Genomic DNA, 16,389 nt, shown 5'->3' with positions numbered 1-16,389 from the left:
CTTTTTGTTTTAATCTGTTTCAATGCTCCATTTTTTCAATTTCCTCCAGAATGTAGTGCGACTCATCCCCAATTCAGATGCAGCTTTTCCCCTATGAAAATGATGTTTTTCAAGAGCCATAAGAATCCGCTCTTTTTCTGAAACATACAACCGGTCTGTTACAGTCTTTTTTGGAAGGTGTTTTTCCACTTCCGACACATTAATTTTTTGATCCTTACAAAGGACCGTCAACCGCTCACAAAAGTTTTGAAGTTGTCGGACATTGCCTTCCCATTCCTCTTCCTTTAACCTTTCCTTCGCTTCATCGGTCAATTGGCTTTTTTTCATAAATACTTCTGCCAAAACAGGAATATCCTCGCGATGTTCACGTAGGGGAGGCAATTGAAGATCCAGTACACTCAATCGGTAAAAGAGATCAGCTCTGAATTCATTGTTTTTAACCATATCCATCAAATTTTTATTGGTGGCAGCAATTATCCTTACATCGACAGGGATGATTCTGTCGTCACCAATCCGCATAATCTCCCGTTCCTGCAGTACACGGAGCAGGCGGCTTTGAAGATTGGGAGAAATTTCTCCAATCTCATCCAAAAAAAGGGTTCCTCTATGGGCCAATTCAAAAAACCCCTGTTTTCCGCCTTTCATTGCCCCTGTGAAAGCACCTTCCGCATATCCAAACAGCTCGCTCTCAAGCAGGCTTTCAGGAAGAGCCGCACAGTTGATTGCAACAAAAGGATTATTCTTGCGATCGCTGTTATTATGAATACTTTGGGCGAACATTTCCTTCCCCGTCCCAGTCTCGCCGACAATTAAAATATTAGAATCCGCCTCACTATAGAGCTTTGCAGTTTCAATCGTCTGTTTGATCAATTCGCTTTCAAAAACGATATCGCAAAAGCTATATTTGGCTATATGCCCTCTCGAATGAATCTTTTTACGAATCTTCCCTTCCATTTCCTGAATCCCAGTAACATCTTGAAAGGCAACCATATCACCGGTCTTTTTACCTTTTAAAAAGATTCCTGCTTTTTTTACAGATAATTGTATCGTCCCATAACTCACAATTTCTTCTTGAAAATCATTTTGACTGATGAGAAGTTCCAGAAGCTTCCCCTTATTTAAAATGACAGTCACAGGAGCCCCGATCAAACTCTTGTCATAGATAGATAAAATTTTTTGCGCAGAAGAATTAAATACAGAAACCCTCTTTTTTAAATCAACAGCAATCACACCTTCATACGCATGGTCAAGAATCGTCTGATAGCGTTTGGCCTTCTCTTGTTCTATTCTGCTGACAATAGCTAGACGCTTCGCTTCAACTAGCGCCTGGCGGAAGGATTCTTTCCCAGTTTCAATCAGCATCGTCTGCAGACCTATTCGTTCAGCATATTTATTCGTATTTAGGCCGCTCAACACAATTTCACATCCATCACTTACCGCCTCATCGACTGTCCGGTTCGATGCTGTGATATCATTCAAAATATATTTTTGTATCGGCAAGTCTATGATGGACTCTAGATTCTCAACACCATAGATCATATTGGCAGCCCCAACGACAGCAACCTTTTTTCTCCCGAAACGTTCCTTGCATTCCACAAGACTGCGGATTAAATCAATTCCTTGGACTGGTATATCCACGATGGGGATCGATTCATTGTGTTCTTTTAAAAGTTTGGTCACCAATCCTCTTGAAATAATGACGTCCGCGTCAACCTTTGCCTGATGAATTTTATCAGTAGGAATCACAACTTCCTCCAATTGAAACGCTATGTTTTCCTCTGGCGCATCCTTCGCTTCTTGGTAAATGAACTCCTCAAACCTTTTCATAGCATGCTTTATATAACCTTTGCGAGGCACAATAAGTTTTATGTTAATCAAAGGAATCTCCCCTTTTTCAGATACCTTAAGTTTAAACTTTAGAAGCATTAGCTTCCAGTCCCAGTCCTTAATTTAACAAGGCCCACTCCGAGGAGTTGGGCCTTAAATAACGTCTATTTTTCACCTTGTTCCACAGATAGAATCATTAGGAGTTGTCTGGTCCTCGATTACAACAGCTCGTCGCTTTGAAGTGCTCGTTTGAAAATAGGGTCTTCTCACCGTTCCGTTAGTGAGAGAGGGCCTCATCACACAGTTCGGAATATCGCTTTCTTAGTGCGCACAGGTAGCCCTTATTTTATAATTTATTTTGATTATCTTTATACCATTCCAGTGCTTTTAGTTCGATTTCTTTAACAAAATCATCTTTACCATTTATGTACGATCTAATATCATTAGGAAATTGTCGTGCAAATTTTTCTTTTAATTCCCATAATCCTTCATTTCATCTGGGTGTGTTTTTAAATAATCTCGAAAAGCCAGATGCCTTTTTATTTCATGACTCCCAATCTGATAGATGTGAACTTGATGAGACCGATTGTCCCCACCTTTTTGAAAATATCTACGTTTAACTATTCTATATAATTTTAAAAATTCCATCAAAATCGAATTAATAAATTTCTTATTCCATTTTCCTGCTCCCTTGGGTTTAAGTGAATTTTTTACAAGACAATTTTAAATCATAACATTAGTAACTATTAAATAATCACCCCCAAAAATAAAGGGGTGATTTTCATTAATCTTTTTTACAAAGCTGCCTTTCGCCCCCCGCTTGCACAAATGGCTTAACTCTTCCTGAAATGCCTATTGAATGACCTCTCTACCTACTCTTTCAGCGCACGCGCCAAGTAGCGTTGGGTCCTATATAGCGTTATGAAATTCGATTGATAGATTCGTAGCACCCTGCTCAAGACGGCACGTATACGCCGACCTTTCTAGAGGCTTTTGCATGACACGATCAGCAATTGCATCAATACTCACTCAACTGCTGGAAGAACATACTGAGTAATCTATATTTTGATTTAAATAGCCGTCGAATAAAAAGTGTAAACCATACAGTTTCAAGAAGTGAAGGGAAATTGACGGTTTATTAGTTTAGAAAATCAGGCTGTTCAGCCACAATGCGGTCCCAAAGAGGCTGGAACATGCCTTTAGCAGCCTCAGGAGTACCTTCCTGCTGGTAAGTGATATCTGCGTATTTCTCATCGATTTCTATCGGGTTTCCAATAGAATGCGCGTATACATGTTCTCTGCAGGCTCTTTCCATTAAAATAAACCACCATACTGCTTCTTCAACGCTTTTGCCGACAGACAGTAAGCCATGATTTCTTAATATTACAGCTTTATTATTTCCCAACGCATCAGCAATTCGATCGCCTTCGTTTTTCTTTAAAACGACCCCTGTATAATCGTCGAAAATACTATGATCTTTGTAAAAAGCACAAGAGTCTTGAGTAAGCGGCTGAAGCAGCTTACCGGTAGTAGACCATATTTGTCCGTATGTCGTATGGGCATGAGCAGCAGCGATGACATCTGGTCTCGCCCTATGTACAGCTGAATGGATAACCAAAGCCGCGGCATTGACATCATAATCTCCTTCTACTACTTCACCTTGATCATTCGCTAAAACTAAATTGGATACCTTGATTTGGCTGAAATGCACTCGATATGGATTCACCCAGTAATGATCAGGGTATTCCGGATCTCTAACAGTAATGTGACCGGCTTCTCCATGATCAAAACCAAATTTGGAAAATAACCTAAAAGTAGCAGCCAGACGTTCTTTTCTATATCGTCTCTCTTTTTCAATCGTATGATTCGATGCAACAGTAGATCCCATTTTAATAATCCCTCCTGCTCAGTGAAAAATTCTGTCTTTTAAAATTCTAACCCACGTTTTAGACTCTATTAAAAACTGTTTTTATTGCCTATATTTAATTCCTAATACCAGTTCCCGCCTTAGTACAATCAATCCAATAAGCAGCATGAAACCCTCATAGCCATATGAAGTCCAATTGAGAGACTCGTTGTATCGGGGCTCCGTGTTACCTACATACGCCGACTTTCCTAGCAGCCTATGCGTAAGCCTCCTCCATGAAAGAAGTACCGCCATGACGGATGGGAATGATTTTAACAGTGGAGGTCGTACAACCATCCATAACACCAAGTTAGCTTTGCCCAGGCATGCTAAAAGCTTTTCCAGCTCCCTTTTTCTCCGGCATTTTACCGTCTGATAGCCTTTTCATAAGAGGCATATTCCTTAGGTTTTTAATGTACCTTTACTGTAGACAATTTCTCCCCCAATAATGGTCATATCAACCTCGGTCTCTTTAATTTTTTCCGGTTTAAAATGTAAGAAACCTTCTGGCAGGACAACCATATCTGCTAGCTTGCCCTCTTCCAGAGATCCTTTCAAATCTTCCTCAAACGATGCATATGCAGCATTGATTGTATACATACTCAAAGCTTCGCTGAGACTAACTCTTTGATCAGGAATAAACACATGATTGTTGACGGTCATTCTGTCCATCGCTACAGCCATTCCTAATAGGGGAGAACTTGGAATAATCGGACAATCTGAGCTTCCTGCAGGTTTCAAGCCAGCATCAATAAAGTTTTTATTGGCAAAAACATTTTGCACAGCCGGCTCGTTCAAATTTTCCAGGTATACGTCTCCTGCGAAGTATACAAGAGATGGCTGAGGAACCGGGATAGCCTCTAATTTTTTCATACGGGCCAAAATGGCCTCATCCGTAACCGTTGAATGCTCTACCCGGTGGCGAAGATTAGGCTTTGGATCATCTTTATACAATTTTTCATATACATCCAACACTTGATTGATCGCACGGTCTCCAATTGCATGGACTGCAATTTGTTTGTTCTGACTATGGGCAATCTTTGCCCTTTCTAGTAAGTCCGCAAAGGAGTATAGAAGCATTCCTTTTTCTCCTGGAGAGCTTTTAAAATCCTGGGACACAGCAGCGGTTTTTCCGCTAAGCGTTCCATCTCCGAAGAATTTCATAGACCCTATTTTTATAAAATAGTCCCATTCGTAAGAAGAATAGGTTTTCAGGAACTCCTCGAAAACTTCTTGCAGGACCATAACGTACATACGTACATTCAATGTTCCTTCTTCCTTCATTTCCTTAAGAACATCGAATTCTTGAAACGCATCTGAGAAAAAGCCAAGCCCTGCTTCGTGAACGCTTGTAATGCCATCCTTTATATATTGGTCGTTGGCCAGTTTAACTGCATTTTTCATCTGGTGTTTTGTATAAGGCGGCATGACATTTTCAACGAGTGACTTTCCTTGTTCTACGAGCACACCTGTTACTTCCCCGGAGTCATCTTTTTCAATAATCCCGTTATCTACAGTTGTTTCATTCGTTATGCCTGCCAGCTTCAATGCCTTGTCGTTCACTGTTGCTGCATGATGGCAGTATCTCATGATATAAACAGGGTTCGGGATTCCTTCAAAGTCGTCTTTATGAAGGCTTCTATTTTCCTTAAAGCCGGCTTCATCATACCCCCAGCCGATAATCCATTCTTCAGGCCGGCTCGCTTCAGCCCTTTCCTTTATTACAGAAACGACTTCTTCGATCGAAGCTTTTCTGCAATTTACATTTGCCAAGTTAAAGCCAAAGTTAATCATATGCTGATGCGCATCGATAAAACCCGGCGTCACCGTTTTTTCCTTTAGGTCAATAACTTGCGTTTGAGGGGTGCTGTATTGCAAGATCACATCATTGGAACCGATCGCCAAAATTTTTCCGCCTTTCACTGCCACAGCTTCCGCAATTTCAAAATTCTGGTTCATTGTAACAACTGTCCCATGATGCAAAATCAGATCCGGTTTCAATGTTCTGTACACTCCTTCAATCTCTATTTCATCAGGTTAGGGAGCCACAACGACAATTGTGGTACATAAGTGATGATTGCCAATGCAACAAGCATTGTGAGAAACAAAGGTAAAATTCCTCTAGCCACAGTATCAAACGGCACTTTTCCCACCGCAGATGCTACGAACAGGTTGACTCCTACTGGGGGAGTGATAAACCCAATCGCCAAGTTCACCACCATAATGACGCCAAAGTGAATAGGATCCACCCCTATCTGTACAGCGACAGGTAATAGTATAGGCGTCAAAATAACGATGGCAGCAATCGTATCGACGAATGCTCCAACTATTAATAAGAAGAGGTTGATTAATAGTAAAATAATAATTGGGTTGTCAGAAGCCCCCATGATACTTTCCGCAATCTTAGACGGTATCCGTTCAATTGTTAGCAAGTAGGCAAAAGCTATGGACAATCCAACCATATATAATGTGGCACCGGTAATTTTGATTGTTTCTATGACACTGTCATAAATATCCTTCCATTTTAATTCACGGTAAATGAATGCCCCCACGATAAGCCCGTAGACAATGGCAATTGCAGCAGCTTCGGTTGGAGTAAAGATTCCCGCATAAATTCCGCCTAGTACAATAACCGGTGTCAGCAAGGCCCAGATGGCCTTGTAAAAAGTCTCCCATACGCGTTTCAATTGCATCTTTTCTTTTTCATTATCTACTTTTCTTAGTGTAATAATGATAAAGGAAGCGACCATAAGTAGAATACCAATTAATACTCCCGGAAAAACACCCGCCATAAACAAATCGCTGATAGATAGGCTTCCGGTAACACCTAACAATACAAATGGAATACTAGGCGGAATAACAACACCAATGGAGCCCGCCGTAGCGGTTAGGGCCGGTGAAAAACCATCGCCGTATTTCTTCGCCTGCATGGCAGGGATCATGAAGGAACCGATTGCGGCAACTGTTGCCGGACCAGACCCTGAAATCGCAGCAAAAAACATGCAGGCCAATACCGTCACCATTGCCAAACCGCCTGTCATAAATCCCACTAGGGAACCGGCAAAGTCCAGTAGCCTTTTGGAGATTCCGCCTTTCCCCATAAGAATCCCCGCTAGAGTAAAAAACGGAATGGCCATTAGCGGAAATGAATCCAATGATGTAAATGATTTCTGTGCAATCGTACCGAGACTAATATTATCCGCTGCAAATATAATGGTAATCAGAGTTGCCACACCAATCGAAATACCAATCGGTACACTTAAAAAGATTAGAAGAAACAAAGTTCCAAATAAAACCGCTATCGTCAAGGGGATCCTCCTCGCTTATCATAATCCATGTGGATTATTGGTTTAAATCGTGTGGTGATGCGTTTTCTAATTGCTTCGGATCTTTAAAAATCAGGATCGCCTGCTGAATCAAGCGGATGCCCATTAATACTCCACCGACAGGAACTGCCAGATACACGATCCACATATCAACCCCAAGAGACGGACTTACCTGGTTTGTAGCCTGGACCTGTAAGATAAAATTTGTTCCTTCAATCGCCAAAAACGCAGCAAATCCGAACCATATAATTAGAACTACCAACTCTATCATTTGTTTGATTCGCCTAGAGAAGCGGTCCTTGATAATTTCAACCCGTATATGAGCGCTCTGAGTTACGGCATAACTAGCAGCAATCCACGCTATCCAAATTAATAGATAGCGTGCCAACTCCTCGCTCCAGCCTATTGAAAAGTTCATTACATACCTGGCAAATACTTGTCCAACCACTAAAATGACCAAAAACACCATACTTGCCACCAATACCCATTCTTCAAGCTTCTCATTTAAAATCTTTTTGAGTTTCATTGATCAAACTCCCTCTTCTTTTGAGAAAACACAGCAATACTTTATTCGTTAGCTGCTTTTGCCATTTCGATAAGGTCCTCTCCAATTTCCCCGGAGTATTTATCAAAGATTGGCTGCAATGCATCAGCAAATGCCTTTTTCTGCTTCGCAGTTAATTCGTTGATTTCCATATCTTTTTCCAACTCTTTTAGTTTTTCTTCATCCTGCTGTTGAGTTGTTTCACGCTGTGTTTTGTTATAGACATCAGTCATAGATTCTTTCAAAGTTGCTTGAAGGTCTTCAGGCATACCCTCAAAATAATCTTTATTAATTACCGAAATAATTGGAGCAAATGTATGGCTGCTCAATGTCAAATACTTTTGCACTTCATAGAACTTCATAGAAGAGATCAAAGAGATCGGATTGTCCATTCCGTCAAAGACACCTTGCTGAAGTGCGGAGTATAATTCACCAAACGCTAACGGTGATGAATTCGCTCCCAGTGCATTAAACATATCCTCATACACTTTGTTTTCCATAACTCTCATTTTAAGGCCTTTCATATCCTCAGGCTTTTCAATCTTATGCTTGTTATTAACTAAATGTCTAAAGCCATTTTCTCCATATCCAAGACTGACCAAGCCGATTTCATCTACTTTTTCATTTAGAGCATTACCAAGCTCTCCATCCATCGCTTTATAAGCTGCTTCTCTAGAGTCAAACAAGAACGGCAAGTCAAAAATGGAAAATTCGGGTGCAAATGTTGCCATTGTCGGTGTTGCTATAACTGTCATTTCAATATTTCCCAGCTGAACCGCTTCAACTGCTTCCCTGTCAGATGCGTAAAGCTGACCGTTTGGAAATAGTTCTACTTTAATTTTCCCGTCAGACTTTGCTTCAATATCTTCCTTAAATGCCAATCCAGCAATATGAGATGCGTGATCTTCGGGTACAGAATAGGCAACCCTGATTGTATATTGATCTCCAGAGCCGCTCTTTCCTTTGTCTCCACTTGCCTTATCAGATCCAGATGAACAAGCAGCCAGCATGGACAACAAAATCAATAGAGTCAGGACCAACATAAAAGGCTTTTTCTTTAAAGTTTTCAACATTTTTTCCCTCCAACTAATCAGTTTTTATAGTAATCATCAATAACCGCGAACAGGATCTACCTGAAATTTCATTTCTTTTTCTTCCTGATAAGCCCGGAAATTTGTTTCAAAAATATCAATGCAGCGTCCAAAAAAACGGACTGACTTCCCTGATAAATGCGGTGTAATAAGTATATTGTCAACATCCCAAAGAGGACTCTTCTCCGGAAGAGGCTCTATATCAAATACGTCCAAAGCCGCACCTCTAATCTCTCCGTTATTAACGCTATAAATTAAAGCGTTTTCATCAATAAGCGGCCCGCGCCCGATGTTGATCAGATAAGCATCATTTTTCATTAGTTTTAATTCTTTTTCACTGATGAATTTTCGTGTCTGCTCCGTTTCAGGAAGCAGTAACACGATGAAATCACACTGCTGTAGCATCTCTTCTTTGCTGTCCCATGTGTATACCACATCAAAAGAAGGCACTGGGCGGCCCGATGTATTGAATCCAAGCACTTTCATGTCAAAAGCTTTCGCTTTTTTGGCTACTTCCTGGCCAATCATGCCAGTTCCAAAGATCCCTATCGTCTTGCCGTTCACTTCGTCCACTAATTCTTCTCTATCATAACGATGGAATTTTTGATTACGTACAAAACGCGGTATATCGCGTGTTATGTATAACAAAATGCTCATGACATATTCCGACATCGGCTTACCATATAATCCTTTTACATTCGTAAGCAATATTCCCCGATTATGGATCTCAGACAGTGGAATATGCTCCACTCCTGTCTGAAATACCTGGATCCATTTTAAAGCCGGCATGCGGTCGAGTAAATCAGCATTGATAATCTCTAAACCATAGGTGATTAAGATTTCTATTTTATCTAATGGCACATTTTGTTTTTTCAGATTCGGATCAACATAGACCGGCATACCAGTGATTTCTTTTATTCGTGAAACATGTTCATCAGGCATATCAAAGACTGTGATCAGTACCATAAGTAACACCCTTTCCCCAAGAAGTTATTCATTCAATACCTTCAAGCAATAATTCTTTATTAAGGAAGGCAGTACACCAAACGTATATGGTTTATAAACACGCTCCGTTTTTTTATGGGCATCTTTACCCCATGTGCCAAAGTTTAAGGCTGGAACATTCAGCTTCCTTATTTTTTCAATTGGGACAGGATATAAACTATCCATTCCTGGGTAGTTTTTCTTAAGTATTTCAATCTCTGTATCGGTATCATCGAGGCATAAATAGCTACTGTCAGTAAGAGATGGAAAAAATTTATGGATGGCGAATGTGTCACCAGTCTCGGAAGCTGTTTCTCTAATAAGTGAATGCAATTTTTCCAGCAGATCCTTTTCCTTTTCCGTCTGACCCTTCACAAAGTTTCTTGGGACATAAGGTGTAGCAAAAAATAAAACAATCACTGGTGACTGGTCGTCATCAAGAAGCAACAATTCCTCCACCATCAAGCGTCCCACTTCCCTTGGATCCATATGTGCTGCATGTTGATCCAAAATTCCTCCTAAACGCTTATTCACTTCTTCTCCGTGCAATCCGTAAACTTTTTCAAAAAGTGCTGAATAGGTCATTACTCTTCTCTTCCACGGTAGCTGTTTGAACTCCACGCCTGATCTTTCACAATATTTTCTGTACTCAGAATTCAATTTGTTGATAACATCATCAAAGGAATTTTCGGCTATCCGAGACAACTGGTCCAATACTCTATCAGGCGTGATTTGATGGACATAATAATTGAAATATAGGAAACTCGAAATTGGAGTTTGCACATTGTATGTAGGCTTTAAATCTTTTTGTTTTAATGTGACCGGAGGCTGTGTCACTTCCCCTTCTGCTTCGTCGGCCAAATCGGCATTTAAATCTATTCTACTTGTTATTTCAGAAGCGATTAGATTTGGATCTAGCCCTTCATAAGCTTGCCCTACATGCGTCTCCTTTCCTTTAATATAAAAAGCAGGCAAAAGCTTTCCTACAGAACCCAAATAAATATACCTTGTATTATCTCCACTGTATAAAGGACCAACAAAATCAGTATTTATGGCACATTCAAATTCCAATTCTTCCTCTGACTGGAGATATTCCAACTCGGGAAGAGCATCGATGATTCCACCATGAGTAGTTTCCTCAATAGGATTTGCCATGAATAAAATGTTTCCCGAAAAGACGTTCCTGTTTTCAGATAGATACTTTAAAACAAGTAGATGCGCAGCGATCCCGCTCTTCATATCGACCGTCCCTCGACCGAAAACCCAGTCACCGGACTCCAAATCAGCTTTGACATCAGGTAATAAATTTACATCTTTCAACTTCTCCATGAGTTTGTACGGTTGCACAGCGAGATCTTTTATGTCACCAAAGTCGTCGATTGTAACGGTATCAGAGTGTGCATGAAGCAGGACTGTTTTTTTGGATGGACTTTCACTTTTCAATAGCGCGAATACACTTTTTCTTCCCAAAAAATCATGATCAACCGTTTTTGTCCATACTTGATCAGCGTTTGCTTTAAAATAGGAGAAACCTCTTAAAATATTTTCTATTTTTTCAGCTATATGCACTTCTCCCTCGGTACCGTTTACACTTTGCACCTTGACCAGATCAACAGTCAGACTCTCCATCTCTTTTGCAATTTTAATAGTATCCCAGATCAAATGATTCACCTCTTGGACTTAATTGAAACCAATATCTTATTCAAATAACCTGCTGTACCGTGACGGCCGCTTCTTTCACTCCACCAAACAGGCTTGAGTGACAGATAGAAGCTGGCCTTTTACACCAATCATGTCATCCGATCCGAATGACGGCTAGTTTTCCATTTACTGTCCAAAGCTTAACCTCACTCCTCTTTCAAAACCCCTTGTTCTCTTAACATTTTTATTTCTTCTCTTAACAACCCCATATGTTCTTTAATGACCGAAATAGCTAAAGCTTTATTTCTAGTTTCAATGGCATCGACTAACAAAGAATGATGTCTCTGAGCATCATGCACACTTGTTGGTGTATATGTGGTAATTCTAAAAAGCTCCCTTTCGGTTAAATCGAAAAAAGAATGTATAAGTACATACAATGCTTTATTTTGAGTCGCTTTGGCAATATTTAAATGAAACTCAGCATCACTTTCAATATACTTGTGAACCAAATATTTATTTTTTTCCATTTGTTCATATATTTTTTTCAGTTCACTCAGACATGATGGACTTGCTTTTTCAACAGCTTGCTCAATGATCAATATTTCCAGTTTTTCACGCACATCTAAAATATTTTCAAGAGTGACATCATTGGAATGTAATACCCTGTGAAGGGATTCAGTTACGATGTCTTCGTTTGGCTTTGTCACGTAAACACCTTTGCCAGGTTTGATTGTAACCAGCCCCTTTACACGCAATTCAGTTAGGGCTTCTCTAACAACATTTCGGCTGACATCGTAATGGACTGCCAATTCCCTTTCAGAAGGCAGTTTACTGTCTTCTTTCAATTCGTCAGTCATAATCTTTTTTTCTATTTCTCCAACAATGTCACTGTATAGTAAATTATTCATTTGTTTCTCCTTCTTAATTAATGACCTTTTATGGAAAAATCAATCATTTAATCTTAAGATTCCGATTTTTCACTACCTAATATTCCTAATAAGTTCCCTCTCATTTACAGCCCACTTCGGCTTTTCGCCGCTAAGAACTTGATCCACCTGCATTGCAGCATGCAGTGACATCCGTTGAGCCCCTTCGATTGACAGCGCAGCACTATGAGGAGTTAAAATTACATTTTCCAATGAAAACAGAGGATTGTTTCCCTTAGGCGGCTCCTGTTCAAACACATCAATCCCTGCTCCAGCAATTTGTTCTTGTTTCAGAGCTTCTGTTAAATCGCCCTCATTTACGACTCCACCTCTAGCAGCATTGACAAAATAAGCTGATGGCTTCATCATGGCAAATTCTCTTTTACCTATGACCCCTTTTGTCCTTTCAGTCAAAGGCAAGTGAAGACTGATAAAATCCGAGTCTGTAAATATACGATCGATATTGTCTACTTTCTTTACATCAGGTATAGAGGATTTTATGTAAGGATCGAATCCAATGACTTCCATGTCAAAACCATAATACGCTTTTTTAGCAACAAGGCGTCCAATTCTTCCTAGTCCAATAATTCCTAAGGTCTTATGCTCCAAATCCACACTAAAGCACTTATTTCTAAAAGCGAAGTTTCCTTTTCTCAATTCTTTATCCATTGGTAATAAATTCTTGGAAAGGGCAAGAATAAAAGCCATTACATGTTCTGCAACAACATTTGCATTTGCCTCAGGCGTGTTGGTTACGAAAATGCGTCTTTTTGTAGCCTCTTCAATATCGATGTTGTCTAAACCTACACCATATTTAGCTATCACTTTAAGTTTCTTTGCGGCATTAATTACGTTCTTATTTATCATTGCGTTAGACCTGGTAAGAATGGCATCACAATCGACTACCTCTTTAATTAAAGAATCCTCGGAAATGTCAGTACCGATTTTATAGTCATATCCTTTTTCCGATAAATACCTTTTTCCTTCATCTTCAATATCCTGAGGTATATATATAAGAAAACTCATAGGGTGCTCCTCTCTAATTAATAAACTACTGTAATTTCATCCGTCCAACTGGTAGTACCGGTATTACTAGTATAATAAACTGTAGTTTTCTTATTGTCAACGCTTACATTTACTCATATAAAAAAGAGTTCTTAAATTCAAAAATGATTAAGAACTCTTTCTCATCACTGCAGGCACTCTACTCATACAAATGACAGGCTATTTGATGCCCATTAGTTCCCTCTTTTAAAATAGGGACCTCTGTCTTGCAGCGTTCCATTGCATACGGACATCTTGTATGGAAGACACATCCCTCCGGCAAGTTTGACGGTGATGGGACATCCCCTTTAATGACAATCCGGTCTCTTTTGTTCTTTGGATCAGCAACCGGGATGGCCGATAATAGGGCTTGGGTATAAGGGTGCATCGGGTTGGAAAATAACTCGTCTGTTGGGGCCAACTCAACAATGCTCCCCAAATACATGACACCAATTCGGTCTGAAATATGACGAACAACACTCAAGTCATGAGCAATAAACAGATAGGATTGTCCATATTCCTCCTGAAGCTCTTGCAACAGATTAATCACTTGCGACTGGATAGATACATCCAGAGCCGAAACTGGCTCGTCACAGATAATCATCTGCGGGTTGACGGCCAGTGCCCGTGCAAGGCCAATTCTTTGCCTTTGTCCTCCTGAAAACTCGTGGGGATATCGATAATATTGATCCCTGCGAAGGCCTACTTTATTCAGCAATTCCATCGCTTTTTCCATCCGTTCTGCCTTCGTACCGATTCCCTGAATCTTCATCGGCTCCTCGACACTGTAGCCGATCCTCTTCTTAGGATTAAGAGAAGAATGTGGATCTTGGAAAACCATTTGCATCTCTTTTCTAATGGATAGAAACTCTTTAGGTTTCATCTTGAAAATATCTTTTCCCTTGTACCATGCCTCTCCCGAGGTCGGCTCCGTTAACCGCAATATCGTTCGGCCAGTCGTGCTTTTTCCGCATCCCGATTCCCCTACCAGTCCTAATGTTTCTTTCTCATATAAATTAAAAGTAACATCATTTACCGCTTTCACATGGCTGACTGTTTTTCCTAATGGATTGTTAATCGGAAAATATTTCTGTAATTGCTTAATCTGCAGAAGAGGTTCTTTTTCCTTATACTGTGGCAACATGCTGTTCCTCCTCTTTTAAAATCTTCTCAAAATGCCAGCATCTTACCTTTTGCCCGTTACCTGCATCATTTAGTTCAGGTGCTTTATTTGTACATGTCTCATCGGCAAAAGCACATCTTGGCGCAAAGCGGCATCCTTTCGGAACGGCTGTTAATGGCGGAACGACTCCTGTAATAACATGCAGCTTCTTCGAGCGATCCCCATCCAACTGCGGGATAGATTGGAGCAGCCCCTTCGTATATGGATGCAGTGGCCGTTCGAACAGTTCCCCCACTCCCCCCTCTTCTATTACCTGTCCAAGATACATAACGACTACTCTCTGGCAAACTTCTGCGACTACACCTAAATCATGGGTAATCATCATGATACCCATATCCAGCTCTTTCTTCAGATCATTCATGAGATCCAGGATCTGAGCTTGGATGGTAACATCCAAAGCCGTAGTCGGTTCATCCGCGATAATGACTTTAGGCTGGCATGCTAGAGCCATCGCGATGACTACTCGTTGACGCATTCCTCCGGAAATTTCATGCGGATACTCGTTTACCCTCTTTTCCGGTGCCGGAATCCCTGTCAACCGCAGCATTTCTACCGCTTTTTGATAAGCTGCAGCCTTTTTCACCTTCTGGTGGACAATAATTGCTTCAGCTATTTGACTGCCAATTGTCTGTAATGGATTCAATGATGTCATGGGATCTTGAAATATCATGGATATTTGATTACCACGTATATCACGCATTTTTTCTTTACTCAATTTCAGCAGATTTTCCCCTTCAAGAAGGACTTTACCGCCATATTTTGTTGAGCTTTCATTCAAGAGACGCATGATCGACTCAGCTGTCACACTTTTTCCGCATCCAGACTCCCCTACCACTCCGATTGTTTCTCCTTTGTCTATAGAAAACGAAACTCCATCCACAGCCGTGACAGATCCAGTTTCCGTAGAGAATGTCGTTTTTAGGTCTTTCACTTCCAAAAGAGGCTGTTCAGACATTTCAAGTCCTCCTCGTTCAAAAATTTTCTTTGGTTTTCAGTACTATTTTTTAGCTTTATTCGAATGCGGGTCGATTAAATCACGGATTCCATCACCAAGCAGATTGGATCCTAATACAGCAAGTAAGAGGAACAATCCCGGGAATACAGTCATCCACCAAGCCGTTTGAATAACGCTTTTTCCGTCATACAAAATGTTCCCCCAACTCGGCTCAGGAGCAGGTATTCCTGCACCCAAAAAGCTCAAAGCTGCTTCAATTATCATGGAAACAGAAAAAACATACGTCACTTGTACAATCAGTGGAGTCAGAACATTTGGAGCCATATGCTGCCAAATAATTCTCCACGAGCTGGCACCTTGAGCTTTTGCCGCTTCAATAAATGTCTGTTCTTTCACAACCAGCGCTGACGAACGAACGATTCGGGCAACAACAGGTGTCTCTACAATGACAATAGCCAGAACTACATTGGCCGGCTTAGGACCCATCACAGCCATGATTGCGATTGCCAATAGGATTGAAGGAAAAGCCATCAGTCCGTCAGCAACTCTCATGAGAACATGGTCCAAAATCCGATAATACGAAGAGTACATCCCGATAAACAAGCCTAAAAAGCCTGTAATGAAAGCCACTGAAAGACCCACAGCCAAGGACACCCTGGCTCCATACACCACACGACTGAAAATATCCCGTCCAAAATTATCCGTTCCAAACCAATGCTCTGCACTTGGCGGCTTCAGTCGGTTAGTCGCCTCCAAATCATACGGCGTGAACTGAGTAATCACAGGTGCGGCCAAGGCTACAAGGGTGATTAGGATAATAATAGCTCCTCCAATGACCAAAAGCTTATTCGCCCAAATCCTTCTCAGCAGCAGCGCCCGTTTTTCCTTGGCTACTTCTTTTTTCTGTTGCTGTAAGGTTGGTTCAACCTCAACAGTCTTTGTTTCTGTTAGCATTCCTTCAC

14 protein-coding genes are annotated in these 16,389 nt (G+C 40.7%); all 14 read right to left on the bottom strand.

The window, feature by feature from the left end:
* Nucleotides 1-9 precede the first annotated feature (9 nt).
* The 14 genes from H9631_RS12930 to H9631_RS12865 all read right to left on the bottom strand — a co-directional run bounded on the left by H9631_RS12930 (nucleotide 10) and on the right by H9631_RS12865 (nucleotide 16,381).
* On the bottom strand, nucleotides 10-1,878 hold the full coding sequence (locus H9631_RS12930; protein ID WP_191813426.1) for a sigma 54-interacting transcriptional regulator: 1,869 nt from the start codon (nucleotides 1,876-1,878) through the stop codon (nucleotides 10-12).
* 420 nt (nucleotides 1,879-2,298) lie between these two features.
* Nucleotides 2,299-2,475: a GrpB family protein gene (locus H9631_RS22360; RefSeq protein WP_225221023.1), complete on the bottom strand. Its 177-nt coding sequence runs from the start codon at nucleotides 2,473-2,475 to the stop codon at nucleotides 2,299-2,301.
* Nucleotides 2,476-2,965: 490 nt separating this feature from the next.
* On the bottom strand, nucleotides 2,966-3,715 hold the full coding sequence (locus tag H9631_RS12920) for a class II aldolase/adducin family protein (RefSeq protein ID WP_191813424.1): 750 nt from the start codon (nucleotides 3,713-3,715) through the stop codon (nucleotides 2,966-2,968).
* Nucleotides 3,716-4,135: 420 nt separating this feature from the next.
* A complete protein-coding gene (locus tag H9631_RS12915; RefSeq protein WP_191813422.1) occupies nucleotides 4,136-5,734 on the bottom strand; it encodes an amidohydrolase in 1,599 nt (532 codons plus the stop codon).
* Between the two features lie 23 nt (nucleotides 5,735-5,757).
* Nucleotides 5,758-7,041, bottom strand: coding sequence for a TRAP transporter large permease (locus H9631_RS12910; RefSeq protein WP_191813420.1), 1,284 nt, complete (start codon nucleotides 7,039-7,041; stop codon nucleotides 5,758-5,760).
* Nucleotides 7,042-7,075: 34 nt separating this feature from the next.
* The gene (locus H9631_RS12905; protein WP_191813419.1) at nucleotides 7,076-7,585 is read right to left on the bottom strand and encodes a TRAP transporter small permease; all 510 of its coding nucleotides are present in this window, start codon (nucleotides 7,583-7,585) and stop codon (nucleotides 7,076-7,078) included.
* Nucleotides 7,586-7,626: 41 nt separating this feature from the next.
* Nucleotides 7,627-8,676, bottom strand: a complete 1,050-nt coding sequence (locus H9631_RS12900) for a DctP family TRAP transporter solute-binding subunit (RefSeq protein ID WP_225221020.1) — start codon at nucleotides 8,674-8,676, stop codon at nucleotides 7,627-7,629.
* 36 nt (nucleotides 8,677-8,712) lie between these two features.
* Nucleotides 8,713-9,660: a D-2-hydroxyacid dehydrogenase gene (locus tag H9631_RS12895; protein ID WP_191813417.1), complete on the bottom strand. Its 948-nt coding sequence runs from the start codon at nucleotides 9,658-9,660 to the stop codon at nucleotides 8,713-8,715.
* Nucleotides 9,661-9,684: 24 nt separating this feature from the next.
* On the bottom strand, nucleotides 9,685-11,340 hold the full coding sequence (locus H9631_RS12890; protein ID WP_191813415.1) for a M20/M25/M40 family metallo-hydrolase: 1,656 nt from the start codon (nucleotides 11,338-11,340) through the stop codon (nucleotides 9,685-9,687).
* A gap of 185 nt (nucleotides 11,341-11,525) precedes the next feature.
* Complete coding sequence (locus H9631_RS12885) at nucleotides 11,526-12,227, bottom strand: FadR/GntR family transcriptional regulator (protein ID WP_191813413.1); 702 nt, start codon at nucleotides 12,225-12,227, stop codon at nucleotides 11,526-11,528.
* Nucleotides 12,228-12,299: 72 nt separating this feature from the next.
* Entirely contained in the window at nucleotides 12,300-13,271 is a 972-nt protein-coding gene (locus tag H9631_RS12880) for a hydroxyacid dehydrogenase (protein ID WP_191813411.1), read from the bottom strand.
* A 178-nt stretch (nucleotides 13,272-13,449) separates the two neighbouring features.
* The gene (locus tag H9631_RS12875; RefSeq protein ID WP_191813409.1) at nucleotides 13,450-14,433 is read right to left on the bottom strand and encodes an ABC transporter ATP-binding protein; all 984 of its coding nucleotides are present in this window, start codon (nucleotides 14,431-14,433) and stop codon (nucleotides 13,450-13,452) included.
* On the bottom strand, nucleotides 14,417-15,427 hold the full coding sequence (locus H9631_RS12870) for an ABC transporter ATP-binding protein (RefSeq protein ID WP_191813407.1): 1,011 nt from the start codon (nucleotides 15,425-15,427) through the stop codon (nucleotides 14,417-14,419). The genes H9631_RS12875 and H9631_RS12870 overlap by 17 nt, the downstream gene beginning before the upstream one ends.
* 42 nt (nucleotides 15,428-15,469) lie before the next feature.
* Nucleotides 15,470-16,381 (bottom strand): ABC transporter permease, encoded by a 912-nt coding sequence (locus H9631_RS12865; protein ID WP_191813405.1) that lies wholly within the window; start codon nucleotides 16,379-16,381, stop codon nucleotides 15,470-15,472.
* Nucleotides 16,382-16,389: the final 8 nt, after the last annotated feature.

This window comes from Bacillus norwichensis, from assembly GCF_014836955.1.
Taxonomy (GTDB): Bacteria; Bacillota; Bacilli; order Bacillales; family Bacillaceae_C; genus Siminovitchia; species Siminovitchia norwichensis.
This window is presented reverse-complemented; position numbering and strand designations above follow the sequence as displayed.